The sequence below is a fragment of the Bacillus sp. N13C7 genome, from assembly GCF_026790065.1.
Classification (GTDB): Bacteria; Bacillota; Bacilli; order Bacillales; family Bacillaceae; genus Bacillus.
In genome coordinates this window covers 61,243-87,015 of the sequence record NZ_JALAMO010000003.1, presented here as the reverse complement: position 1 = coordinate 87,015, position 25,773 = coordinate 61,243, and the positions used below count along the sequence as shown (strand labels likewise).

The 25,773-nt window shown below is 46.1% G+C and carries 25 protein-coding genes and 2 pseudogenes; 4 read left to right on the top strand and 23 right to left on the bottom strand.

All coding sequences use genetic code 11. From position 1 onward, the window contains the following. The first annotated feature begins 52 nt into the window (after positions 1–52). Positions 53–1,480 carry an amino acid permease gene (locus MOB98_RS03295; protein ID WP_268360390.1) on the top strand — a complete coding sequence of 476 codons (1,428 nt, stop codon included), beginning with the start codon at positions 53–55 and terminating at the stop codon, positions 1,478–1,480. A 42-nt stretch (positions 1,481–1,522) separates the two neighbouring features. On the opposite strand, the gene MOB98_RS03290 is transcribed toward MOB98_RS03295, so the two are convergent. The 10 genes and pseudogenes from MOB98_RS03290 to MOB98_RS03245 form a co-directional block, all read right to left on the bottom strand. Then, positions 1,523–2,824 (bottom strand): pyrimidine-nucleoside phosphorylase, encoded by a 1,302-nt coding sequence (locus tag MOB98_RS03290; RefSeq protein ID WP_268360389.1) that lies wholly within the window; start codon positions 2,822–2,824, stop codon positions 1,523–1,525. Positions 2,825–2,852: 28 nt separating this feature from the next. Beyond that, positions 2,853–4,034: a nucleoside permease NupC gene (gene nupC / locus MOB98_RS03285; protein ID WP_268360388.1), complete on the bottom strand. Its 1,182-nt coding sequence runs from the start codon at positions 4,032–4,034 to the stop codon at positions 2,853–2,855. 93 nt (positions 4,035–4,127) lie between these two features. Then, positions 4,128–4,799 (bottom strand): deoxyribose-phosphate aldolase, encoded by a 672-nt coding sequence (gene deoC, locus MOB98_RS03280; protein WP_268360387.1) that lies wholly within the window; start codon positions 4,797–4,799, stop codon positions 4,128–4,130. Positions 4,800–4,904: 105 nt separating this feature from the next. Continuing rightward, positions 4,905–5,846, bottom strand: coding sequence for a DNA-binding transcriptional repressor DeoR (gene deoR / locus MOB98_RS03275; RefSeq protein ID WP_268360386.1), 942 nt, complete (start codon positions 5,844–5,846; stop codon positions 4,905–4,907). A gap of 133 nt (positions 5,847–5,979) precedes the next feature. Further along, positions 5,980–6,807 carry a DUF1206 domain-containing protein gene (locus tag MOB98_RS03270; RefSeq protein ID WP_268360385.1) on the bottom strand — a complete coding sequence of 276 codons (828 nt, stop codon included), beginning with the start codon at positions 6,805–6,807 and terminating at the stop codon, positions 5,980–5,982. Between the two features lie 74 nt (positions 6,808–6,881). After that, positions 6,882–7,022: pseudogene (locus MOB98_RS03265) on the bottom strand (ethanolamine utilization protein EutH); the annotation flags it as partial. A gap of 170 nt (positions 7,023–7,192) precedes the next feature. Beyond that, positions 7,193–8,179, bottom strand: a complete 987-nt coding sequence (locus MOB98_RS03260) for a choloylglycine hydrolase family protein (protein ID WP_268360384.1) — start codon at positions 8,177–8,179, stop codon at positions 7,193–7,195. 314 nt (positions 8,180–8,493) lie between these two features. Continuing rightward, entirely contained in the window at positions 8,494–9,306 is an 813-nt protein-coding gene (yidA, locus tag MOB98_RS03255; RefSeq protein ID WP_268360383.1) for a sugar-phosphatase, read from the bottom strand. Between the two features lie 39 nt (positions 9,307–9,345). After that, on the bottom strand, positions 9,346–9,906 hold the full coding sequence (locus MOB98_RS03250; RefSeq protein ID WP_268360382.1) for a hypothetical protein: 561 nt from the start codon (positions 9,904–9,906) through the stop codon (positions 9,346–9,348). Next, positions 9,896–10,251: pseudogene (locus tag MOB98_RS03245) on the bottom strand (DUF3255 family protein). The gene MOB98_RS03250 and the pseudogene MOB98_RS03245 overlap by 11 nt, the downstream one beginning before the upstream one ends. 104 nt (positions 10,252–10,355) lie before the next feature. Here MOB98_RS03245 and cotNE point away from each other — a divergent pair. Next, the gene (gene cotNE, locus MOB98_RS03240; RefSeq protein WP_268360381.1) at positions 10,356–10,721 is read left to right on the top strand and encodes an inner spore coat protein CotNE; all 366 of its coding nucleotides are present in this window, start codon (positions 10,356–10,358) and stop codon (positions 10,719–10,721) included. A 247-nt stretch (positions 10,722–10,968) separates the two neighbouring features. Further along, positions 10,969–11,322: a hypothetical protein gene (locus MOB98_RS03235; RefSeq protein ID WP_268360380.1), complete on the top strand. Its 354-nt coding sequence runs from the start codon at positions 10,969–10,971 to the stop codon at positions 11,320–11,322. A 49-nt stretch (positions 11,323–11,371) separates the two neighbouring features. Here the strand turns inward: MOB98_RS03235 and MOB98_RS03230 are convergent, their stop codons facing one another. Next, the gene (locus MOB98_RS03230) at positions 11,372–11,764 is read right to left on the bottom strand and encodes a hypothetical protein (protein WP_268360379.1); all 393 of its coding nucleotides are present in this window, start codon (positions 11,762–11,764) and stop codon (positions 11,372–11,374) included. A gap of 177 nt (positions 11,765–11,941) precedes the next feature. Here MOB98_RS03230 and MOB98_RS03225 point away from each other — a divergent pair, with 177 nt between their 5' ends. Beyond that, complete coding sequence (locus MOB98_RS03225) at positions 11,942–12,907, top strand: iron-hydroxamate ABC transporter substrate-binding protein (RefSeq protein ID WP_268360378.1); 966 nt, start codon at positions 11,942–11,944, stop codon at positions 12,905–12,907. Positions 12,908–12,947: 40 nt separating this feature from the next. Here the strand turns inward: MOB98_RS03225 and MOB98_RS03220 are convergent, their stop codons facing one another. The 12 genes from MOB98_RS03220 to iolD all read right to left on the bottom strand — a co-directional run bounded on the left by MOB98_RS03220 (position 12,948) and on the right by iolD (position 25,755). After that, positions 12,948–13,295 carry a YxeA family protein gene (locus MOB98_RS03220; RefSeq protein ID WP_268360377.1) on the bottom strand — a complete coding sequence of 116 codons (348 nt, stop codon included), beginning with the start codon at positions 13,293–13,295 and terminating at the stop codon, positions 12,948–12,950. A gap of 13 nt (positions 13,296–13,308) precedes the next feature. Further along, complete coding sequence (gene yxdM, locus MOB98_RS03215; RefSeq protein ID WP_268360376.1) at positions 13,309–15,177, bottom strand: ABC transporter permease YxdM; 1,869 nt, start codon at positions 15,175–15,177, stop codon at positions 13,309–13,311. Beyond that, a complete protein-coding gene (gene yxdL / locus MOB98_RS03210) occupies positions 15,152–15,925 on the bottom strand; it encodes an ABC transporter ATP-binding protein YxdL (protein WP_268360375.1) in 774 nt (257 codons plus the stop codon). Before yxdL ends, yxdM begins: the two co-directional genes overlap by 26 nt. 143 nt (positions 15,926–16,068) lie before the next feature. Continuing rightward, a complete protein-coding gene (gene yxdK, locus MOB98_RS03205; protein WP_268360374.1) occupies positions 16,069–17,046 on the bottom strand; it encodes a two-component system sensor histidine kinase YxdK in 978 nt (325 codons plus the stop codon). After that, positions 17,043–17,732: a two-component system response regulator YxdJ gene (yxdJ, locus tag MOB98_RS03200; RefSeq protein ID WP_268360373.1), complete on the bottom strand. Its 690-nt coding sequence runs from the start codon at positions 17,730–17,732 to the stop codon at positions 17,043–17,045. The genes yxdK and yxdJ overlap by 4 nt, the downstream gene beginning before the upstream one ends. Before the next feature lie 107 nt (positions 17,733–17,839). After that, positions 17,840–18,712: a 6-phospho-5-dehydro-2-deoxy-D-gluconate aldolase gene (iolJ, locus tag MOB98_RS03195; RefSeq protein ID WP_268360372.1), complete on the bottom strand. Its 873-nt coding sequence runs from the start codon at positions 18,710–18,712 to the stop codon at positions 17,840–17,842. A gap of 20 nt (positions 18,713–18,732) precedes the next feature. Then, complete coding sequence (iolI, locus tag MOB98_RS03190; protein ID WP_268360371.1) at positions 18,733–19,569, bottom strand: 2-keto-myo-inositol isomerase; 837 nt, start codon at positions 19,567–19,569, stop codon at positions 18,733–18,735. 86 nt (positions 19,570–19,655) lie between these two features. Further along, complete coding sequence (locus MOB98_RS03185; protein WP_003219021.1) at positions 19,656–20,525, bottom strand: sugar phosphate isomerase/epimerase family protein; 870 nt, start codon at positions 20,523–20,525, stop codon at positions 19,656–19,658. Between the two features lie 18 nt (positions 20,526–20,543). Continuing rightward, on the bottom strand, positions 20,544–21,578 hold the full coding sequence (gene iolG / locus MOB98_RS03180; protein ID WP_268360370.1) for a bifunctional inositol 2-dehydrogenase/D-chiro-inositol 1-dehydrogenase: 1,035 nt from the start codon (positions 21,576–21,578) through the stop codon (positions 20,544–20,546). A gap of 22 nt (positions 21,579–21,600) precedes the next feature. Further along, the gene (gene iolF / locus MOB98_RS03175; protein WP_268360369.1) at positions 21,601–22,917 is read right to left on the bottom strand and encodes a myo-inositol transporter IolF; all 1,317 of its coding nucleotides are present in this window, start codon (positions 22,915–22,917) and stop codon (positions 21,601–21,603) included. 14 nt (positions 22,918–22,931) lie between these two features. Next, positions 22,932–23,825 (bottom strand): myo-inosose-2 dehydratase, encoded by an 894-nt coding sequence (gene iolE, locus MOB98_RS03170; protein ID WP_268360368.1) that lies wholly within the window; start codon positions 23,823–23,825, stop codon positions 22,932–22,934. Positions 23,826–23,841: 16 nt separating this feature from the next. Then, the gene (iolD, locus tag MOB98_RS03165) at positions 23,842–25,755 is read right to left on the bottom strand and encodes a 3D-(3,5/4)-trihydroxycyclohexane-1,2-dione acylhydrolase (decyclizing) (protein WP_268360367.1); all 1,914 of its coding nucleotides are present in this window, start codon (positions 25,753–25,755) and stop codon (positions 23,842–23,844) included. Between the last annotated feature and the right edge of the window lie 18 nt (positions 25,756–25,773).

The following is a 25,773-nucleotide window of genomic DNA, read 5'->3' as shown; positions in this document are numbered from 1 at the left end:
GCGCACAAGAAACTCATCTGCCTAAGATGGCAGCTAAAAGGAGGACGAGACGGTGAGTCTTCAGGAGAACAGCGGCCAACAGCTAAAACGCACGATGAAAAGCAGGCACTTATTTATGATCTCTTTGGGAGGCGTCATTGGGACAGGGCTTTTCCTCAGCACGGGTTACACGCTAAACCAAGCCGGGCCCGGCGGTACGATACTCGCTTATTTAATCGGCGGGTTAATGATGTACCTCGTTATGCAATGTCTGGGTGAATTATCGGTCGCCATGCCGGTGACCGGTTCTTTTCAAAAATACGCCACCACATTCATCGGGCCATCTACCGGTTTTATGGTCGGCATCATGTACTGGGTGAATTGGGTGGTGACGGTAGGTTCCGAGTTTACCGCATCCGGCATTCTCATGCAGCGCTGGTTTCCTGACAGCAGCGTATGGATGTGGAGTGCGATTTTCGCAGCCCTTCTTTTTATATGCAACGCATTTTCAGTTAAGTTATTTGCGGAAACTGAATTTTGGTTTTCCAGCGTAAAGATTGTCACCATTATTTTATTTATCATTTTAGGGGGAGCCGCGATGTTTGGCTTGATCTCATTAAACGGGACGGCCGACGCACCTATGCTGTCAAATTTCACAGATCATGGAGGATTGTTTCCAAATGGCTTTCTCGCCGTATTTATCGCCATGATATCTGTGAGCTTTGCCTTTTCCGGTACAGAGTTAATCGGAGTCACAGCAGGAGAATCAGCAAATCCTCAAAAGGATATTCCGCGATCCATCCGTAATGTCGCATGGAGGACAGTCATTTTTTTCATTGGCGCTGTGTTCGTATTATCCGGGTTAATTTCGTGGAAGGAAGCAGGCGTGATTGAAAGCCCGTTTGTAGCCGTATTTGCAGAGATCGGAATCCCTTACGCCGGAGATATTATGAATTTCGTGATATTAACAGCCTTGCTGTCCGTCGCCAATTCAGGCCTATATGCTTCAACCCGCATGATGTGGTCGTTGGCAAATGAAAACATGATCAGCTCCCGTTTTAAGAAAGTCACATCGAAAGGCATTCCCTTAAATGCCTTAATGATCAGTATGGCCGTATCCTGTTTATCTCTCGTTTCCAGTATCGTGGCGCCTGGAACTGTCTATGTGGTGATGGTAGCAATTGCTGGATTTGCAGGAGTCGTGGTTTGGATGAGCATTGCGCTGTCCCAACTCTTGTTTCGCAAGAGATTTCTTAAAAAAGGAGGAAATGTAAAAGATCTGACATTTCGCACACCGCTTTACCCTCTGATGCCTATAGCCGCTCTTTTATTATGCTCAGCTTCTTGTATCGGTCTTGCTTTTGATCCCAATCAAAGAATCGCACTTTTCTGCGGAATTCCTTGTATCATCCTTTGCTATCTCATCTTCTACTTCAAATCAAAGTTTGAAAGAGCAAAAAAAAGCAGCCAGGAAGAATATCAGATGGATCATATCCTTTAATCAAAAAAGCACACCCCACTCAGGATGGGATGTGCTTTATTTTTATTCTGTAATTAACGTGTGAATCAGCTTCGGCGCCTTCGCTTCTGCTGCAATGCGGATGTTGTCATATACTTTCGCGATGACTTCATCCACGTTTTCGCGATTGGCGTAAAGCGTGACAAGCGGTTCACCTTTTTCTACCTTGTCGCCGACCTTTTTGCGGAGCATGATGCCGACGGCTAAATCGATTTCGTCTTCTTTTGTGGCGCGGCCGGCCCCTAACAGCATCGCTGCGACGCCGATTTCGTCCGCAACGATTTCGGAGACGACACCCGCTTCTTTGGCAGGCACATCCATTTGATATGCAGCTTGCGGAAGCTTAGAAGGATCGTCAACAATCGAGCTGTCGCCGCCTTGGTTTTTCAGGAAGTCCTTGAACTTCTCAAGCGCTTTGCCGTTTTTCATGACTTCTTCCAGCTTTGCTCTCGCCTCGTCAAGTGTCTCGGCCTTTTTCGCAAGCACAACCATTTGGCTGCCGAGCGTTAAGACAAGCTCATGAAGATCCTCAGGCCCCTCACCTTTGAGTGTGTCAATCGCTTCTTTGACTTCAAGCGCATTTCCGATCGCAAAGCCGAGCGGCTGGGACATATCAGAAATAACAGCCATGGTTTGGCGGCCGACGTTATTTCCGATGCGAACCATCGCTTTGGCGAGTTCAGCCGCGTCTTCTTCCGTTTTCATGAAGGCGCCCGCCCCCGTTTTTACGTCAAGCACGATTGCGTCCGCTCCGGCAGCGATTTTTTTACTCATGATCGAACTTGCGATCAGCGGGATGGAATTAACCGTTCCCGTTACATCACGAAGCGCGTACAGTTTTTTATCAGCCGGCGTCAAGTTGCCGCTTTGTCCAATGACAGCGACCTTGTCACGGTTCACAAGCTTAATAAATTCATCCTTCGTCAGTTCCACGTGAAAGCCGTCGATTGCCTCTAATTTATCAATCGTCCCGCCCGTATGGCCGAGGCCTCGGCCGGACATTTTGGCAACCGGCACGCCAAGAGCTGCAACAAGCGGAGCAAGAACAAGTGTTGTCGTGTCACCGACGCCGCCGGTAGAGTGTTTGTCGACTTTAATTCCTTCAATGGCAGAAAGATCAATCGTTTCACCGGAGTTCACCATAGCCATCGTTAAGTCCGCACGTTCACGGTCACTCATATCCTGAAAGAAAATCGCCATGGCAAGTGCGCTTGCCTGGTAATCAGGAATGCTCCCATCCGTATAGCCGTTCACGAAAAATTGAATTTCTTCTGTGGTGAGTTCTTTACCGTTCTGTTTTTTGATGATGATATCTACCATTCTCATTATAGTCACCGATCCTTTTCGATTAAGTTCAGTAAATCAAGCCCACAATTGCCGCTGATAAAAAGCTGACAAGCGTAGCGCCGTATAATAATTTCAAGCCGAAGCGAGCAACGACATTTCCTTGCTTTTCATTCAGACCTTTTACAGCACCGGAAATGATTCCGATTGAAGAAAAGTTCGCAAATGATACAAGGAACACCGATACGATCGCCGTCGTACGGCCGCTGAAGTCGAAGCCGTTTTGCGTTAGCGACGTCATGGCGACAAATTCATTGGATACCATTTTTGTTGCCATAATGCTTCCCGCATTAACAGCTTCATTCCATGGAATACCCACAAGAAAAGCGAATGGAGCAAACACATATCCAAGAAGGCCTTGGAAGGAAATACCGAATACTGCGTTAAAAATACCGTTAATCAAGGCAATAATCGCAACAAATCCGATCAGCATCGCAGCGACGACTACCGCTACTTTGAATCCGTCAAGGATGTATTCTCCGAGCACTTCGAAGAAGGATTGTTTTTCTTCCTCTTCCACACGAAGCATATCCTCTTCTTTCGCAACCTCGTAAGGATTAATAATAGAAGCGATAATGAAACCGCCAAATAAGTTCAAGACTAGCGCCGTTACAACATATTCCGGTTTCAGCATCGTCATATACGCACCGACGATCGACATTGACACGGTTGACATTGCAGAAGCGCAAAGCGTGTACAAGCGCTGCTGATTTAATAGACCGAGTTCTTTCTTCAAGGAGATAAATACTTCCGACTGTCCTAAAATAGCAGAAGCAACTGCGTTATACGATTCCAGTCTTCCCATACCGTTTACCTTGCTGAGGGCAAGGCCGATATATTTAATAATAAACGGGAGGACTTTCCATTTTTGCAGAATTCCGATCAAAGCGGAAATAAACACAATTGGCAAGAGAACATTCATAAAGAATGTCGTTTGGTCCGCATTGACGAGACCGCCAAACACAAAGTTGATTCCTTCTGCCGCGTATTCAAGCAGGTAATTGAATCCTTTGGCAAAGCCTCCTACAAGGAAATTCCCTATCCCGGTATTGAGGAGAATGTAGCCGAGAATAAATTGCAAAATGAGCATAACAACAATTGGGCGGATCTTAATTCTTTTTTTCCCGCTGCTTGCGATCCATGCAAGGCCTAAAAACACGATTAAACCGATAACCCCAATCAAATACTTCATATGTGTTCTCCTTTATTTGTATTCGCTTACAATAGCTGTTTCCCCAGAAAAGAAAGATAAGCAACGGAAAGCAATGTGCCTTCCGTCAGCTTCTTAGTAGTTGTCTCCGCCTGATGCGTTTTCTCCTTTCACAATGGAAACCCCTGCGCTAGCGCCGATTCGGCTTGCTCCCGCCTCGACCATTGTGTCTACATCTTCTTTCGTTCTGACGCCGCCGGATGCTTTGACGCCGATATCAGGGCCTACTGTTTTGCGCATTAAAGCGATATCTTCCTTCGTTGCGCCGCCTGTAGAGAAGCCTGTTGATGTTTTCACAAAATCCGCTCCAGCAGAAACCGCTAAACGGCACGCCCGTTCCTTTTCTTCATCAGTCAGAAGGCATGTTTCGATAATGACTTTGACAAGCGCTTTTCCGGCTGCAGCTTCCACCACACCGCGAATATCCGCTTCAACGACGTCGTCTTCCTTGTCTTTCAATGCCGCAATATTAATAACCATGTCCACTTCAGTGGCACCTTTTGAAATCGCGTCTTTCGTTTCGAACGCTTTTGTTTCAGTTGTGTTGGCACCAAGCGGGAAGCCGATGACCGTACAAACGTCAACTCCAGTTCCTTCAAGCTCTTTTGCTGCAAGCTCCACCCACGTCGGATTGACGCACACTGAAGCAAATTTGTATGTTTTCGCTTCTTCAATTAGTTGTAGAATTTCCGCTTTTTGTGTATGCGGTTTCAAAGCTGTATGATCAATTATGTTAGCTAATGACATCCTTCGCACACTTCCTTTTTTATTAAGATATTTTTTAGCATAACCGACTTTTGAACATATGTAAATTGGTAATTGAAATTTTGTTCAACGAACGGTGTAAGCGTGTCACAAATCATTAACAAGCGCCCTTGCGGTATGCTGGTCAATGATTAAAATGTTGGCATATTTCCCCATTAACGCACCGTGTATGGAGGACACTTTTCTGCTCCCTCCTGCCACTAAAATGGAGCGTTCCTTCAGCCTGAGGTCTTCAAGCTCGACACCGATGGTCCGGTCATTGATGGCGCTGCTGCAAATATTCCCTTTCGCATCAAAAAATCGTGAACAGATATCTCCGACAGCGTGTTTTTTCAGCAGGGCCTTTTCTTCTTCATTAAAATAACCGAGCCGGAATAACAGCGCTTCGTCACGGACAGTGCCCACCGTGAAGAGAGCGATATTCGCCTGCTTGCCCATTTCGATAATCCGCTCAATATGGCGGTCCTTCTCCACCATTCGCTTCACATCTGCATTGTCAAATACGACGGGAAGCGGGAGATAGCGCGGCATCGTTTGAAAAGCCTCCGCAAACAGCTGAATCGTTTCAGCAGAATACGTGTTTACCCGGGAATGGCTAATGCCGCCTTTCAGCTGGACGACCTCAACGCCTTTTACCTGCTTCGGCTGCATGTTTTGCGCAATTTGATACATGGTGGTTCCCCAGCTGACGCCGACAATGTCACCGTCTTTTACAGTTTCATGCATATATTCTGCACCATAGCGGCTGAGGTCATGTGTAATTCCTGCATAATCGGGTGTCGGGGAAAACACAACATGCGCCTCGAGCAGCCCATATTTCTCTTCAAGCATGGAACCGAGCGCATCCAAATCCTCAAAAGGGTCCATGACGCGAATCTGGACAAATCCTTTTTCTTTTGCATATTGCAGCAGCCGGGAAACGGTCGGCCTTGAAATGTTAAGCTGCTCAGCAATTTGCTGCTGACTGTAGTCAGACTGATAGTAAAGCCTTGCCGCTTCTATGCTTAATTGTTGTTTTTCCCGATCCATTCCGCACCTCCCTTGGACCAGTTCTTAATGAAACTGCTTACGATTTGCTTTTATTATACAGGCTGGCGCCGGCTTTCATCCACCTGATTTCTGAAAAACTGAAAAACGCTCTGGATACGGGTCCGGCCAGAGCTTATTTCTTCCATGTCATATGCTGATAAATTCCTTTCATAATGGCGTACAGTCCATATAGGATCAGCCCGCACGCTAATATAGCCAGAATCATTTTGCCATGCGGCTGCTGCGCGAGTTCGGCGAGCGCGCCGTCAAAGCCTCTTGTGTCGTCAGGATCAGCCGTCATGGCTGTCTTAATAAGAAAATAGCCAATGGCTGAGAAAATAATGGCACGGGCGATATTGCCTGCGCGTCCGGTGCTTTTTGCAATGCATATCATGTGTTTGTTCATTTTTGACGTATCAAATTCTTTCATAAAAGCTGCCCGCACGCCTTTTATAAATTGAACAATTGCAAAGAGGAGAAAACCCGCGCCCGTAAGTCCTGTGAGCCATTGGCCGAACGGCTGTGCCAATACATAAGCGGACCACGTCTGTTCTGAGGTGCTTCCGTCCCCTTGGTCAAACACAAATCGCAAAGCATTCCAAGCAATGGATGCGTAAATGGCGGCGCTGAAAAAGTTTCCCGTTCTCCGCGACAGGCCGCGCCTGCTAGTCCCGTGACCTTCTGTATCCTTAAGCGCACTCAGCACCATCCAGATTACATAACCAATAAGACCAACACCGATAAAAAAAAGCAATATTGACCCATACGGCATGCGTGATAACGTTTGGAGCGCTCCGCTCGAATCTTTTGCGCTGCCTGCCCCGGCAGCCGTCATAAACGCCAAAATCCCGAGCAGGATAAAAACACCGCCGAATGCAAAATAACCAAGCCTCCCGAATCGCTTAATCCAAGGCTTGGTTTCCTGTTTGATTTTTGCCATGTACTGGTCTTTCACGGCCATGTGTCCAACCCTCTTTCCACAGAATCCTTACTGTAACATTCCCGATTGGACAAAGTTGAAACAGCTTTTTTGAATCATTGGCCGGCTGAGGCGTGTTTGTGGTGATCAGCTGAATGTGCGGGCGTCATCCACGCAGCCGCTACGGCAGCTGTAATTCCGCCAGCTACTTTTCCAATGATCATGGCAGCTGCCATTTCTTTTTTCATTCCGGCGACACTTTTTGACCTGAAAAGAATTCCGCGGGATTAATGGGGCGGCATTGTGCAGCCTGTATATTCGAATACAGCACGTGAACTGCGTTGTTGATCATGTTTTCAGCGCAGCACGGTCTATTGACAAAAAAAGAAGCTGGCCCCGGATCATGCCGGAATCAGCTGATTGAATCTTAATTAAGTTCTAGAATACTTTCTTCTGCTTTAGCGGAGAACACTTTAGGCTCAAAACGGTCAAGGTCTTCACGACATAAACTTACTTTTTGGATTTGGCGATTGTCGTAGTGGTGGAAATAGTAGTTTCCCGTGTCGTTGCACATCACGGAAGTATATTGCGTATAATGAATTTCGTCTTTTTCCGTTATCACAGCGCCCTTGGGTATCGTCATGTTTGCCAAAATCTGAAAAGCGGCTGTTACACCTTTCGTTTCATCGGCCGCCGGCTCTAGGTGTTCTTTCAAATAAACAGCTCTGACAAACCGGGAAGGCGGTGTATAATCCCCAGGCAGGCCTACAGTTCCTAAGCCTTGGCCAAAAGCGGATAGTGCTAATCCGCCCATCTCTTTGCTCTCTAATTGTTTCGGCCTTATTCCTGTATATTGCTGCAGATTGGTTACATGCCATATAAAGTCGGGGCTGTTCGTCATGACACCTGGTTGATTGTCATAGACTTTGAGGCCATCTGCTCTCGGTTCTATCGTCAGGCTGTGTCCCGTCCGGTCTGACAATATCCAGTGAAGCGGTAAAACGGTATCTAATAGAGCTAATTTCTTCTCCACAATCGTTAAAGAGTGGATCTTTTCTTTGATGTCTTCTAAAGAATTGCAGACTGACAGCGCCCATGTCACAAACTCATGCGGGGAAATGTGAACGGTGTCTTCGCGTATCGTTTTTTCGTACTCCGCATAGCCCGGAAAATAAAGCGCAGCACAGGATAAACCGCTTTCATTAACACCGTCGGCAAATAATATATTTCCAAGCTTTCTCCCCATGCCGATAAACGCGTACTGTGTTTGATGCACCTTTCCGTCAGCTTCACTCGTCCAGCTATAACGGCGCGGATAGAGAATAACCTCCGTCCCCAGCTGAAATGCAAAATCCATTGTTCTCGCTAATAAATGATTTCCGTCAGCAGTTTCCAATGTTAGACTTGTGCACATCTGATTCAATCCCCTTTCCATTCAGATTAAGATCATACATTTTGTGAACAACTTGTTTTATCAGCATAACGAAAGTCAAATAGATTCGTCAAAAGATTCATTACCCAAAATAAAGGTGGGGAAATTCGTTCATGAGAAAAACATATACGATGCTGATGTTTATGTAATTGCTCCCTTTTTTATTTCGGCAACCAAAAATGATTTGCTGACGTTCTAAATATCGGCGCTCCATTCCGAAAAAGGGCAGCTTGAAATGACAGACCTCACAGGCACAACATAACAAAAAATCCAACCTCAAAAAAGGCTGGATATCATTATTTCGCTAAAACAAGCTCGTGAATGGCATGCGCAACACCATGTTCATTATTGGAGCGTGTTTGAAAGTTTGCGGCTTCCAGTACTTCTGGGATAGCATTTGCCATGGCCACGCCGCAGCCCGCCCATTCAATCATTGTCAGGTCATTCCCGTTGTCGCCTATGCACATGACTTCCGCCTGTTCAATTCCAAGCAGCTGCGCCAACTGGCGTACGGCATTTCCTTTGCTGGCTTCAGGATGCAGAATTTCATAAAAGAAAGGCGCGCTTCTGACCATCGTATATGCTTCTCTCACGTCTTTTGGAATCGATGTAATGACGCGGCTTAAGTTCTCCGGTTGATCAATAAACATCACCTTCGGGATGAGGATATCTTTTGGCACCTCGTCAATCTTGCGGAAATGAAGCGGCACTTGTGTCACATAGGATTCGTATACGGTAAATTCGCTAATATCCCGGTTAGGCGTATACAAATTAGATGAGTCAAAAAAATGCATCGGCGTCTTCAGCTCTAAGCTCAGGTCATATAATGAAGTTAAATCATCATAGCCGAGAGACAGCTCCGAGACCACTTCATTTGTATGCGTATTTTGAACAAGCGCTCCGTTATACGCGATGACATAGTCGCCTTCTTCAATTAAATTCAGTTCATCTAAATATCTTCGCACACCCCCGATAGGCCGGCCGGTGCAAAGCACAATTTTGACGCCTTCCGCTTTTGCCGCATGAAGCGCGTTACGGACCTCCTCTGTTACTTCATGATGATCATTTAAAAGTGTTCCATCCATATCAATTGCAATTAGTTTGTACATCCTGCATCTCCTTCATGTCGTTTTCAGGCTATAGTCCCATCATATCGTTTTTTCTTTTTGAGATTCAACCGGAAGAGATGATTTTCTCCGTTTTCTGTTTAGTCGCCTTCCTTGTCTTCGGATACGCATGCGCGGTTTTCTCTTTCTTTCTGTCTCTACGTCTCCGTTTTCTGTTTTTTCCTGTTTCATCAGCAGAAAGCCGGCAGCTAAAAACGGAATGCCGATGATATTCAAGATGGCAAGCTTCACACCCGCCGCCGTCAGAAAGAGTCCCCATGCAGAGGCAGGATTCCGTCTGATCATGACGTATGCAGCCATTTCCAGAACAATCAAGATGGCATGAAGCACTACACCATAAATAAGCAATGCAAACGCAGCAAACAACACAACATTCACGATTGCCCCTGAGTAGATCATAGCGCGCATCATTTGGATAAACGATAAGGACTGCATCGATCCGCTGATGACATTAGGGTTATAGATCGTATAGTCACTAAATAAGTGCTTAATCTTAAGAAAAGCCCATACTATAAATAGCCACTGAATGATATGTAGAATAAGTCCTGTTACCACCAGGCTTTCAGCTTTTTTATTTCTCATCTTTCTCCTCCTTGCCGGTCTTTGATTCAATTCTTGTCATCGTTTTTGTCTGGCCATTTTGCTCCCAGATCAATGTTCCGTCTTTCCCTCTTTTCAGCGTGCTTTTGAGCGGATAATAGGGGCCGAGATACTGAATCTCAATAGACCCGTCATTGCTTTGGAGACTTCCTTGGTAAATGTGACTGTTGATGATTTCACGCCATACATGGCTCCTGGAGCAATCCCTTCATCCCACGTTCCGTAATAAAACGGCGTCTCTTCTTTTTGCTGTTGGCAGCCCGGTAACACGATGCATACAGCCATTAAAAGCAAAATGCCATATTTGTTGATCAATGAGACCACCATCCTTTCCTCCTCTTTTTTGGGCGAATGCCGTGGCACTGTGCCAATAACTACATAAGTTATAAGGAATTCACCCACATTTACATTTTTTTAAGGAGACTGATCACATGAACCCTTATCAATATTACAGCCCGCAGCTGCCTCAGCAGGAACCTTACTATAGCCAATATGATTACAACCCTTATCCGCAGCAGGATGTATACGAGCCATACCAACTTGACAGACAGCCGGCATTGGAAAGAAGAATCGCAGCACTTGAACGGCAAAATGAACAGCAGTCGAGAGAATTAACCCGTCTGACAAACGAAGACCGCCGTCAAAATCGGGAAATTGCACGGATTGCCGAACAGGTCAATCAGCTAAGCCAGGCTGTTGAACGCCATACACGCCGCCTAAATCGGCTCAATCAGCGCCTCCGCACAGTAGAGAACAGGCTGAATATCCCATTTACTGCAGGAGAAGGCGGCTTCTGAAGCAGGAAAAGAAAAAAGCGGAAGACGATTCTCCCGATTTCAGGGTTTCGTTTTCCGCGATCCTTATGTATTCAAACGGACCTTACATAAAAAGGGTTTTTACCAGTATACAATCTTTACCGTTTTCATTCAAAGATAGAGAGGCTAAGGAAAATAATTGTAGTTCCTCTTTTATAGAATTTCTTTTCATTCAAGTTGCATGATAATACCGACTCATGTCAATCGATATTATGGAGGGATTATTTTCATGCATCAAACACAACACGGCTTGCAGCAGCTGAATCAATGCCGCCAGACTGCTCAGCAGCTCATTCAGCAAACTCAGCAAAGCAGCCAGCAATATCGCCAAATGCTTCACCAGGAGCAGCAAAACATCCAAATGCTGCAGCAGATTCTAAACCACGAACAACAAGCTGCACATACCATTCAGCAAGCGTTGCACGGACACGACATGGCCATTCAAAAGTGCCAGCAGGTTGTCAACATGTGCAACCAAATGCAGCAGGAACTTACTGGACAATCCAGCGTCATGAATACGAATGTGTCTACACTTCCATTCGGCCAAAACACGCCATTCCAGCAGCAATCCTACCAGCAGTAACATAAAAAAAGCTCAACACAATGATAGTGTTGAGCTTTTTTTCTTACTGTTATTTTCGAATATGTATATCTTGAATTGACTGTTTCGGTGCATGAAATCTGCTCTCGGCTTCACTTCTTGCCTCGGCAAAAGCCCGCGCCTCTACATGATCTTTGTAGACATCCAGCTGAATCAAATACAGCGGACGCACTTTAAAGCCGTGAATAATGGTTACAGCCCACAACGGGACCACAATAAAAACGCCGGGCAGATCGGGCAGCACAAACCCAAACGCAAATACGAAAAAATAAATGATTCCGTACATCATCCACTTTCTATTTCTCACCTTGATGCCAATAAATAAAAAGGCAAAAAAACTGGTAATGGCAAAAGGCATGAAAATAAACAGCATCCACCAGCTATGCAGCCATTCCCAAGCGGCACCTCTTTTTGTAATTCCCATATTTTTCTCCTCCTATTTACCTATAATAATCGATTAGGCATACTTCGTCATCTGAAAACAAAAAAACTTTTCTTTCCTTAAAATAGTGATAGACGAGGCACAGGTTTCTTGCTATATTATTAATTGATAATGATTATCATTACTAATGAACTAAAAATACATATTGGGGGGTTCTTGATGAAAAAGAACACATTGCTCGCAGGCATGCTGGTGCTTCTACTCATGTTTGTCAGTGCTTGCAGCGGCACGGCTTCTAAAGGGAGCTCAAGCGATTCTGCTTCCGAAAAAACAGAAATGAGAACATACAAATCACCAAAAGGGAACGTCAACATTCCTGAACATCCGAAACGCATCGTCACTGATTTTTATGCCGGTGAATTACTGTCTGTCGGGGCCAATGTGGTCGGCTCAGGCTCATGGTCATTTGATAATCCGTTTTTAAAATCAAAGCTGAAAAATGTGAAGGATGTTGGTGATCCAATCAGCGTTGAAAAAGTGATGGAGCTTCAGCCTGACTTAATTGTTGTCATGAATGAAGAGAATGTTGATAAATTAAAGAAAATCGCTCCGACTGTTGTCATACCTTATAACACAGCGAAAAACGTAGAAGACACAGTCAGCATGTTCGGAGATATCGCTGGAGCGAAAGACAAAGCAACATCATTTATGGCTGACTTTAACAAAAAAGCGGAAGCAGCTAAAAAGAAAATTGCCGGCGTCATCGACAAAGATGCGACCTTCGGCATTTATGAAAACACAGACAAGGGCGAATTCTGGGTGTTCAATGACAATGGCGGACGCGGCGGCCAAGCAGTATACAATGCACTCGGGTTAAAAGCGCCTGAAAAAATTGAGCAAGATGTCATCAAAAAAGGAGAGATGAAACAGCTCTCTCAAGAGGTCATTCCTGAGTATGCCGCAGATTATATGTTCATTACGGATTACAACCCGAAAGGCGAAAGCAAAACACTCGACAAGCTGGAGAATTCCTCTATTTGGAAAAATCTTGACGCTGTTAAACATAATCGCGTGTTTATCAATGACTTTGACACGTTCTACCCGTACGACCCGATTTCTGTCAGCAAACAGGTGGATATCATCACCGACATGCTGATCAAACGGGCCGAAGAAAATAAAAAATAAAAAAACGGCACAGTCATGACGCTGTGCCGTTTTTTATGATTCATTTTAATGTTGACTGCACGGAGTCAGGCATATCTTCAAACTTGACTTCTTCCCAAGTCTCGACATACTTTCCTTTCGCCTTCACTTTCAAATACGCGTTCTTCCGAAGCTCTTTGCCGGCGAAAAAGGTCACTTCTTCTTTTTTCCCGGATGCATTATATCCGTCTAATGTATATTCAGTACCGCCCGGGCTAAGATGTCTGCCATCTCGATCAATCTGAACATAGACATATTGCTGGTGAATAAACGGATTAAATCTGTCTGTAACATCGTTATGAAAAAAGAGAAGCCCGCATATTACGGCAGCCGCCGCCAAGACGGCCAGGATTGCCATTGCTTTTTTCATCTTTGCACTCCCCTTACTTGTTCATTTTTTTCAAATAGCTTGACCGCACCGCGAGGAAGAATAGAAGCTGAAAAATGAAAAACCCTCCGATGGTGAGACTGAGCGGCCCCGCGACATCGGAATAGCCTTCCACAGCCAATGTTCTCAAGGCAAACAGCGTATGCATGACCGCAATGACAAATGGAAAGAAGAAAAGAATGGCCAGTTGTATCGTCACACTTTGTGCCATTTCACGCTCACTCAGGCCGATTTTGGCCAGTGAACGGTAGCGCTCCCGGTCTTCATCTAAATCAGTGAACAGCCTGAAATATAAGAAACTTGCTGCTGCGACAAAGAATACAATTGCGATAAACAGGCCGATAAATAAACTCAGGCTCGGCAGCTGCACCGTATCATAGTAAGTCCCGGCTTTTGAAGCAAAATCAGAATGCACGTCGATATAATTGCCGTAAATCTCATTTTGCAAGGATTGGCTGATCCCAAGACTGTCTTTCCAATGATCATAGCTGTAGCCGTATAATGACGCTTTATCACCGAGTGATTTCAGCTGATCAAAGGTTTGATCGTTCACCGCGATGATGGCATTCAATGAAATCAGCGGTTTTTTGACTTCTTTTACTGTCAGTTTTTGGCCAGACGGCTTGCCTTTTTGGTTCAGCAGCTTCAGCTGATCCGGCGCTTCGTTTTTGAAATTGCGGTCATACGTGCCAGGGAAATAGACAGTCTCATCATTTTTCAGGCCGCTCAGCATGACATGGAAGTATTTTGATACATCCGATTTGCTGATCATGTAAACAGGGGGAACAGTTTCTCCTTCCTGATAGCGAACATAGGAAACATCTATTTTGTCTTTCTTATACGTAAAGCCGTGTGTTTTCAGTTCATGGTCAATATCTTTCAAATGAGTCTGTTCTTTTGGATTGTTGCTGTAAGATAAATACTCCATTTCATAAGCGGACTCTTCCGCCCCGACGGTCGATTTGTACATCGCGAGCACGCCTGTCGCAGTAAACGCAACCGCGGAAATAATGCTGACAATAAAGAACAGGCGGGCGTTGTCTTTTAGACGATAGACAAGGTCAGAAACCCAAATGACGTTTTTCCCGCGCAGATAAAAGGTTTTCCACTTCTTCAGCGCGCGCAGAATCCATATGCTGCTTTGGCTGAAAAAGAAATATGTTCCGATGACGGTGAGCAGTAAAATGATAAACGGTTCGGCCCCGTGAACATTGCCTTTAAGAACCATGCCGTACCCGCCGCACAGACAGACAATGCCGAATAAGGACAGAAGCACGGACGGCTTAGGCTCCGGCTTAATCTTGTCAGTGCCCTTTATTAATTTGATAACCGTATTTGATCTGACAAAAAGGATCGTAAACTGCGATAAAAAGAAAAATAAGAGCAGAAATCCGCCAGCCGTAATAACTAGCGCTTTCCAAGGCATATACAAAGGCAGCGCATCCATTTCTAAAATATAAGCGCCGACCGTAAAGAACGTCTTTGAAAAAATAAATCCTCCGATAATGCCGGCTGCAATTGACATGACGCCGATGATCATATTTTCCGCAGTAATGAGCTTTCTCAGCTGCCCCGGCGTGATGCCCTGCATGAGCAGGATGCCGAATTCTTTATTTCTCGATTTCAAAAATGCGTTAACCGAATACAGAACAAATAAGAAAGAAAAAACAAAGATCATCCATTCCGCAGCGGTTAAGCCTTTTTTGGCGATGTTATTCAGGTAGCCTTCCTTTAATGCCGGATGAAACAGGAACATCGCAAAGGTAAAGAAAATCAAAACGGAAAAGGCGCTGCTTAAAAAGAATGCGAGATAGGCCCTTTTGTTTCTCGTGACGTTTTTATAAGCGAACTGAAGAAAGGTCATTTGCGTTTCCCCCCAGCATAGACAGCACATCGAGAATTTGTTCATAAAATACTTGGCGGTTCTCCCCGCGGTAAATCTCATTAAACAGTTCGCCGTCTTTTATAAAGATGACGCGGCGGCAGTAGCTTGCCGCAACAGGATCGTGGGTCACCATCAAAGCCGTGACATGATCATCCTGATTCAGGCTCTGCATTGTTTCCATGACGTCTTTTGACGCTTTGGAATCAAGGTTGCCCGTCGGTTCATCGGCCAGGATGAGTGACGGCTTATGAATGACCGCTCTTGCGATGGCGGCACGCTGGCGCTGTCCTCCGGATACTTCAAACGTCCGTTTGTTGAGCAGGTTTTCAATACCGAGCTTTGTCGCGATGCCTAGCAGTTTTTCTTTCATTACAGACGGTGCTTCTTTTTCAAGCGTTAACGGCAGCATGATATTTTCACCGATTGTCAGCGTGTCCAGAAGGTTGAAATCCTGAAACACAAATCCGAGCTGCTTGCGGCGGAAATGAGCGAGCTTTGTCCGCTTCAGGCGATGCGGGTTTTCTCCGTGAATCAGGATATCGCCAGAATCCGGACGGTCGATCGTTGAAATGATATTCAAAAGCGTTGTTTTTCCGGACCCGGACGGCCCCATCACCGCCGTGAACTCGCCTTCTTCAATTGAAAATGAAATTTGCTTTAAGGCTTGATAGGACACTTGTCCTTTATAGGTTTTATTTATATGTTTGACTTCAAGCATATTCGCCATGAGAATCCTCCTTATGTTTTTATTCTTGTTGATCTGGGCTGCTTTCATGTAGTGCCGGGACGTTCAACATAAAAATCCCCTTGACATAAATCCATGTTATCAAGGGGAAAAAAAGCGAGCTATGTTGTTTTCTTAACGCAGCCTTACATTTTTGTAAGAAATGAAAATTGAACTGATGTCCCTTCACCGGGAGACGAGCTGATGTCTACCGTATGATTGAGCTTACCTGTTATTTCTTTGACGAGATGGAGGCCGATTCCCGTAGATTCTTGGAAACGCCGCCCGTTTTCACCGGTGTAATAAGGGTCAAACACCCGCTTGATATCTTGGGAGGGAATCCCGACACCGTAATCTTTGACTTCAAGCACCGTCCTGTCTTTATCGCGGAAGACATTCAGCTCAAGTCTGTCACTCTTGCCCGCTGAATACTTGACCGCATTTGTGACCACTTGGCCGATCGCAAATTTGAGCCATTTGGCATCGGTGTAAATCTGATGATCATCGCAAATGTCCATCTTCGGATAAACGCGGTATTGAATAAAAAATCGTTTATAACTTTGAATGACCGATTGAAGAAGTTCTGACAGGGAAACCGCTTCGATTTTAAAATCCCGTTCAAACAGGTCGAGCCTTGAAGAGTAAAGAAGCGTCTCCAGCCCGAATTCAATCTGCCGGACTTCTTTTTTGATTTGTTCAAAAACGGGCTCATCCTCTTCTTGAATGATTAAATTAATGACCGACAGCGGCGTCTTTACTTGATGCACCCATTGATTCATATACGTCACCCGCGCGTCAAGCTTGGCTTCGGTCTCATGGAGCTTCTGGTGCTGCAGCCGGACCAGCTCCATCTGCTTTTCATACAGCTCTGAACAGAACACTGAAGAACCGAAATACGGGATATCCGTCCCTTCCTGCCCCGAGCTGAGCCAATGATACACGCCGCGGTCTTTGTACCAGCGGTAGGCAAGATAGCCCGCCAAAATAAGAAGCTGCACGCCCAATATGTAAAACAAGTGTGAAAAAGAATGAAGACCCGCAAACCAGTAATAAAAGAAGACAAACAGCCCTTGAAGGAGAAAAAGCAGAATCAGCACTGTATGAGAGCGGAGAAACAGCTTCATGACTGCGCCCTCAGCTGATAGCCTTCGCCCCGCACCGGTTCAATAGAAACAGGCGCATTCAGCTCCCGCAGTTTTTTTCTGAGCCGCGTGATATACACGTTAAGTGTATTATCATCGACAAAAATGTCGGTGTCCCACGTCTTTTCCATGAGACGGTCCCGACCCGTCACCTTTTCTCCCCGCTCCAGCAGCACTTCCAAAAGCTTGCTTTCTTTTTTAGAAAGCTCGCTTTTTTCATCCTGAAAACGCAGTTCAAACCGTTCCACAAAGAGCTGAACGCCGGCATATTCAACCACTTTCTCCCCCTGCTTTGCGGCGTACTCCCCGTATGCCCTGCGGATCTGGCTTTTGATTTTCGCCAGCACAATATCGTAGGAAAACGGTTTTTCGATATAATCGTCTCCCCCGTTTTCAATCGCCATCACCTGATCCATTTCCCCGCTTCTGGCTGAAATAAAAATGATCGGGCTTGTGGAGTGCTGGCGGATCTGGCGGCACCAATAATATCCGTCATATGCCGGCAAATTGATATCAAGCAGCACTACATCAGGCTTTTCCTGCAAAAAAACATCAAGAACAGCCGTGAAATCCGCGGTGACCACTGTTTGATATCCGTATTTTTCAAGGTAATTCTTCAACAGTCCACGAATGTCTTCACTGTCTTCCACAATCATGATCTTATTCAAACTGAACCACTCCCGTTTCTTACACTGCTGCCATCATCATAATCGTTTTGGGCGTATGGACGCAACACCGCACAAAAAAACCGCCATCTTGGCGGTTTCTGGTCTCTTCAGCCGACCTGCTGCTTAGCTGCTTTACCGGCTGATCCGAACTCTCTCATTTTGCTTCGCACTGTCTCTTCGACGGCTTCAATGCCGGGTGTCATATAGCCGCGCGGTTCGTACAGATCGCTGTTTTCCTGAAACATGCGGCGTGTTTCATCTGTCCAGGCTACCATACATTCCGTATTGATATTGATCTTCGCGTGGCCGAGCGTGATGGCTTTTTTGATCTGATCCTGCGGAATCCCGGATGCCCCGTGAAGAACGAGGGGAATCTCAGTCATGCGGGAGATAGCCTCCATTTCCTTAAATCCGAGATTCGGCTCACCCTGATATTTGCCGTGTACAGAGCCGAGGGCCGCGGCCAGCGCGTCGATATTGGTTTCTTTGACGATCCGCTCACATTCCGTGATATCGGCATAGCGGACCCCGCCGACCAGTCCGTCTTCCATTCCGCCGACCGTGCCGACTTCGGCTTCTACTGACACGCCGTGCTTTCCGGCATAATCGGTGACTTCTTTTGTCATCGCAATATTCTCATCAATCGGCTGATGGGAGCCGTCAATCATCACTGAGCTGAATCCGGCATCAATGGCTTGTCTGCAGCGTTCCGCACTGCTGCCGTGATCGAGATGAAGCACGACCGGAACGGTAATCGCCATGTCCTCCATTAACGCGCCGACCATGGCGGCAATCGTTTTAAATCCGCCTAAATAGTCGACCAGGCGATCGGAAGCCGCGGCGATGACCGGTGATTGCTCCTTTTGCGCCGCCTGCAAAATCGCCTTCGTCCATTGCAGGCCGTTGATATTAAACTGGCCTATTGCATATTGCTCCCGCTTTGCATCTTCAAGAAGCTCTTTCATCGATACAAAAGCCATGTTCACCCCTCCTTTATCCGTTACATGCTGAAGTATTTTGATACAACATCAACCGTTGTTTTTTTCGCTGTTTGAATGGCTTCCTCAGCACTCAGCTTATAGTATTCAGGCCGGAAGAGCTCAACCGATACAACATCAGAGAAGCCGATCTCTTTGAGGGCTGATAAGTGGGCATCTAAGTCAATCGCCCCTTGTCCCGGCCATACACGATCCTCATCCGTTAAAAAGCCGATTGGGAAATCTTCTGTATCATCGATATGATAGATAAAAATTTTCTTTCCGTCCGCCTGCTTTAAGCTCTCAATATTTGAACCCATGGCATGGAAGTGGAAACTGTCAAGGACAAGCCCGACATTGTCACGGTTAACTGTGTTTACGATGTCGTACGCCTGTTCAAACGTATTGACCGTACATTGCGGATGGCCGACAAATTCAAGCGCGATTTTTACGCCGTACGGCTCCGCGATATCTGAAAGCTCAGTCAGCACCTCTACACTGCTCTTTTTGATCTCTTCTTTTACAATCTTCTGCTCAGTCACAAGCGGAACCGCCACTACATATTTCACACCGAGGGTTTTGCATGTTTCCATCATGCCTTTAAATTCAGCGATGATCTCATTGTGGCCCTTTTCATCACGATTATTGAAGAAAACGAGTGCGTTTAAGGCAAGCGGTTTGATGTGATGGGTTTGAAAATATTCCGCAAGCTCTTCCAATGAATGGTCTTTTAAGTACTCCGGCAGCTTATCCATTGTGCGGATTTCAATATAATCATAGCCGTGCTTTTCGCATAGTTCTAAATCCTGTTTAAGATTTGAGTTTTCCAATGTTGTTGCTTCATTAAAACAAAGTTTCATGTCAGACTCCCCCATCTGCGTTTTAGATATGAAGGGAGTTCGGCAGGAAGGCTGTTCGCCATATCCCGCCGAACTCCATGCTCAGCTTATGCCAGACCTAATTCTTCTTTCATTTTCTTAAGCATAAATCGGCTTGATTCATCCGCTCTTTCGTCGACCCAAGCAAAAACGGCATTCGTCGCAATTCCGTCGAACTTCATTTCCCTTAACTTTCTGAAAATCGTATCAAAGTCAACCTCGCCTTGGCCAATGTCCAAATGCTGGTGAACCGTTACTTTCGCGTCAGGCGGATTGACGATGTAACGCAGGCCATGAGCCGCTTTATGATTAAAGGTATCTGCAAATAAGACATGTGTGAGGCGGTCGCCGGCTTCGTCAAACATGGTCTCGATATCGCCTTTGCCGTCATCATAGAAGAACGTATGCGCAGTTGAGTAGACAAGATTGATCCAATCCTTGTCAAGCGCGCGGATCATATCCATCGCACCCTTGTGCGTTTCGATAAAATCGTACGGATGGGCTTGAAGATTGAGTTTAATGCCTTCTTTTTCAAAGACTGGCAGAAGCTCATCCATGGATTTGATAAATTTTTCTTCACTTGTTAAAGGATCATATTTTGAACCGCTGAATTCACTGTTCATCAAATCCACTTCAAGCTCAACCGCAATTTCGATTGCCCTTTTCCAGTTGCGCACCGCAGCCTGGCGGCGGTCTTCATCAGGGCCTGCCCAGTGATAAAGCGGAAGGAGTGATGAAAGCTTAACGCCTGTATCCCGTAAAAGCCGCTTTAATTGTTTGATCTTTGCTGAATCGACTTTCGGATATTTATAAAATGGACAGAAATCCTCACGCGGCGACAACTCGATATATTCATAGCCAAGCTCTGCCGTTTTATAGACCATTTCCTCTAACGTTAAATCATCTCGATACATTGATGGATCTAATGCTAATTTCATGTTTTCACTCCTCTTTTTTTAGTTTTCTACTGTTGTAAAAGATTGATAGAATTCCGGTTTTTCCTTTAATTCAACCTTTTCTTTTTGTCCAGATTCCTGGGCTTTGACACACGCGTCAGTCGTAACAGCAGCAATATAGCCGTCCCATGCCGTCGGGCCGCTGACCTCGCCTTTCTTTTGAATCGAATCAATGAAGTCTTGGATTTCCACATCGTACGCGGCTACAAAGCGTCTCTGCCAATCCATCAGAATATCTGTGCTGAATTTGCCTTCTTTTCTCATGCTGATGCTTGATGGTTCAGGAAGCTTGATGATGCCGTCTTCTCCGACGATCTCACATTGAATGTCATAACCGTATTTACAGTTGACATAGATTTCAGCATTGATGACGATACCGCCTTTTGTTTCGATTAAAACGATTTGCGGATCTTTTAAATGCGGAAGGGCATTTTTCGATTTTTTCGGATAGATGACCTGAACGGACTCGTAGTCATCATTTACGAGCCAGTGCAGCACATCAATTTCATGAACAAGCGTGTCGACTACGGCCATATCCGTTGTGTAGTTGTCTCCCACAGTCGGGTTGCGGTGCGCACAGTGAATCATAAGCGGCTCGCCGATGACACGATTGTCGAGCGCTTCTTTCAGCTGTACGTAACCGCTGTCATACCGGCGCATGAAGCCAACTTGAACAAGGCGTTTGCCCACTTTCATTTCTTCTTCAACGATGCGCATGCATCCCTCAGCCGTTGTCGCGAGCGGCTTTTCACAGAACACATATTTCTGGGCTTGAATGGCTTTCAGCACGCTCGATTCATGCGCAGGCCCCCAGCTTGTCACTAAGACGGCGTCTACATTTTCGTCTGCAAGCAGGCTGTCATCATTGGGATAAACCGTCGCGTTTAATTGGTATTGCTCAACAACCTTTTGTGCAGCTTCTTGATGAACATCTGTTACAGCAACGATTTCTGCGCCGGACAGTTTATTGGTGATGCGGTTAATATGTTCTTTTCCAATTGCTCCAGTTCCAATTACGCCAATACGTAAACTCATTGACAGCCACTCCTTCTATTGGTTACATCATTTTGCTTTCTGTTTCTTGCTTTACTTGGCTCCGAGGAGATCCGTAGAGTTCCTCTTGGATTTGTTCAAGCGACTTGCCAGACGTATTCGGCGCGAAGAGAAGCCCGATGATCATACTGGCCGTCACACAACCTAGGAGAATTGCAGCCATCGTTCCAATGCCGAAATTGGTCATAATCATTGGGACAAACAGACTCCAAATCCCTATTGAAATACGGACTAAGAAAAACATCAGTCCCTGTGCAGAAGCACGATACTGTGTAGGAAAGATTTCACTTGCCCATAACTGATAGTTCGCTTGCTGCCCGGCTCCGTTATTGATGCCGATTACGACAATAAACAAGAGCAGAACCGGCAGGCCTTCAACCGGCAGCAGAAACAGTGTCCATCCGATCACCGCCATAAAAGCGGCGATTCCAAATACGGTTTTTCTATATTTGTCGGCAAAGGGCATGAAGATAAAGGCGACCCCTAATCCGGTGAAGATAAACAGGCCCATTTGCAAAAGGTTTGCCATGTTGGCAGATACACCGCCGACCTGCTGATAAATGTATGGCATAAAGAAACCCATCACTCCGGCGGCTAAATTCCAAACCAAGTACACACCCATCAAAAACAGTATGTTTTTTACATACATTGGCTTGAGCAAATCAAAATACGAGGTTTTATTCAGTACGGCCGGCTTCTCTGCCTGAGCTTCTCCCGGCTGATTTTTTGACTGCCAGGCGTCTGACTCCGGAAGCCTGATCCTCAGGATGTACGTAATCAGCGCAATCACAAGCAGATGGGCAAATACGATTTTATTTCCTAAGAGGCCCAAATCACCGACCAGTACGGAGAGAAGCAGCACAACAACAGCACCCGCGGCCCAAGCGACTTGTGCCACACCGCAATGGCGGGCCCGATTTTTCTTTGGCGCATTTTCTGCAATAATGGTCCATGATGCGGTAATGTCAGCTCCTACTGATAAACCGATAATCATGTAACCGCTTAACAACATGGGGAAATTAACCCCAAACAGAACCAAACAAATCCCTAGTGCATAGACCAGCATGCTATTGGTATAAACAGCCTTCCGCCCGACTTTATCAGCCAGAAACCCGCCAAGCAGCGCGCCGACAGCAGCAGAAATCGCGTTTGCGCTTAGCGCGCCGAGCAGCCCGATTTGCGTATCGGATAGCTTTAGGTAACTGACCCATAGCGATAATCCGGCCGATCCAGCCACAATTGAACCGGCATCAATATAGTTGGCCAATGCTGCTGCAATTGTCCGTTTATTGAAGGCTGAATCACCATTGGTATTGCCCATATATTCAATCCCCATTAAGCCAGATCCAGCAACTGCTCATCGATATAGTTTCTTGCGATCAATGCATACTCAAGCGGGTTGGCTACATCGGGGTCCTGTTCAGCTTCAACGACAATCCATCCGGAATAATCATGCTTCAACAGCAGCTGATATACTTCTCTAAAATCAATGCATCCATCACCGGGAACCGTAAACATGCCTTTTAAAAATGCTTGCCGAAATGATTCCCCTCCAAGCCTGCATTGTTCCATGACATTCAGGCGGGCATCTTTAAAGTGCACATGCTTAATGCGGCCGATATGTTTTTCAAGCATTCCCATGTAGTCGCCGTCAGAAATATACGCATGGCCTGTATCATAGAGGAGGTGTACATGCGCAGGATCTGTTCCAGCCATCAGGCGGTCCACTTCTTCCGCGGTTTGGACGCCAGTGCCAAGATGATGATGATAGACGAGCTTTAAGCCATGCTGATCGGCAATTTTGCCAAGGTAATTCAGCCCTTCGCAAAGCCGTTCCCATTCATCATCCGTAAAGTGCGGCTTCTCTGTGAACACGTTTTTCTCCAAGCTTTGCACACTGTAGGTTTGTTCAGAGACAACTGCGACATCCGCGTTTACTTGCTGCAAATACTCACAATGCAGAGTAAATGCCTTTGCCGCTTTCCCAAGTCCGTCACGCAAAATAAAACTGCTGAACCATTTTCCCGCAATGCGTAAATTCCGGAGCTTCAGCTCTTTGTTCAGGATGGCAGGTTCGGGGAAAAAGCCCCCGACCTCCGTGCCTTGAAAACGTGCGACAACAATATCACTTAACAAATGCTGAAGTGTATTTCCCGCTCCAATTTCAGGCATGTCATCATTCCGCCATCCAATGGGAGCGATCCCCCACAGGATTTCATTTTTGCCCATCTATGGTGCCTCCCCTCTAATACTGCTTCGCAGATTCCAGCATGTTTTCTTTTGCTTCGTATGCCTTCTGAACGCTTTCTTGTTCAGATACCTCTGCTACGCCGACGTGCCACCAGCTGTCATAGCCATCAGTCATTGTTTTTGGCAGAACCTTCATTTCAATTAACGTTGATACGTCCTGTTTCTTCGCATCCTCTAACGCCGCTTTTAATTCTTCGACTGTGTTTGCGCGGTAGGTTTTCGCGCCGTATCCCTCAGCAACTTTCGCATAATCGACATTTAAAATCTGGTTGTCATCTGTGCGGAATTCACAGTAGTAGCTGCCGCTGCCGTGATCCATTTGCAGGTTGTTGATACATCCAAAGCCAGAGTTGTCAAAGAGCAGCACATTGATTTTCTTGTTGTATTGAATAGCCGTAATCAGTTCGGAGTGAAGCATCAAAAAGCTGCCGTCTCCGACAATGGAATACACTTCTCTGTCAGGGTGGGCCAATTTAAGCCCCAGTGTGCCGGACACTTCATAGCCCATGCAGGAATACCCGTATTCCAGGTGATACGTATTCGGAACATTAGAATGCCATAGACGCTGCAAATCTCCTGGAAGGGAGCCTGCTGAACAGATGATGACGCTGTCTTCAGGAATTGTCTCGTTGATTGTCAGCAATGCCGTTGTCTGCGGAAGCTCTGTATTCAACGCGTCAGCGTATTCATTTAGAACCTCTTGAGAAAAATGATGTTTGATTTCCGGATCAAAGTCTTTCCGTTTAAACGTCACTTTGCTGAGGCGTTCGCGTTCGGCGAGCCATTCGTCCTTCAGCTCCTTAATCGTTGAGCCGAATTCGCTCTTATAGCCTTCAAGCAAGCCGTGCAGTTTGCCAAGCGTCACTTTCGCATCTGCTACCACTTGGAACGCGTCGAGTTTATACGCCTGCATTCGGCTGACATTGATGTTCAGAAACTTCGCTTTATCAAAATCAAAAGCGGTCTTAGAGGATGTCGCAAAATCCGTATATCTTGTGCCGATACCGATAATCAAATCGGCTTGACGGGCCGCTTTATTTGCCGCAAGTGTACCTGTGATGCCCATTCCGCCGAGATTGTTGGCAAAATCCGCTTCAACGGTCGACTTTCCTGCCTGCGTTTCAACTAACGGAATGTGATACGCTTCAGAAATGGCAACCAATTCATCGCGTGCACCGGAATATTTCGCGCCTCCGCCGACGAGGATCACAGGTTTTTTGCTGGCTCTGATCAGCTCCGCCGCACCTTGAAGCTCACGCTCACTCGGCTGCATGCGATCAATATAATGAACCCGTTTGACGAAGAAACTTTCATCAAAGTCGTATGCCTCTCCTTCTACATCCTGAGAAATGCAAATCGTTGCCGGGCCAGCCTTTGCCGGATCAGTCATGACTTCAAACGCGCGCAGCAAACTGCTCATGAGCTGCTCAGGGCGCGTAATGCGGTCCCAGTATCTCGATACAGGCTTCAATGCATCGTTTGTCGTAATCGCCGCACTGTATTCTTGCTCCATTTGCTGCAGTACAGGGTCTGGCTGTCTTGTCGCAAATGTATCTGCCGGAATCAAGAGAACCGGGATATTGTTTGCCAATGCAGTGCCGGCTGCCGCCACTAAGTTGGCCGCTCCCGGTCCGACGGATGTAGAGACCGCATATATTTTTCTTCTCAGCATTTGCTTGCTGTACGCCATTGCGGCATGCGCCATTCCTTGTTCATTTTTCCCTTGAAAGACTTTCAAATGGCCAGCATCCTGCTCAAGCGCCTGCCCGATCCCTAGTACGTTTCCATGGCCGAAAATCGTGAAAATCCCTTCAACGAAAGGCTCTTCCTTTCCATCTACATGGATGTACTGCTGGTTTAAGAACTTAATCAGCGCCTGTGCTGTTGTTAAGCGAATTTTCTTCCCCACAAACGATCCCACCTTTAC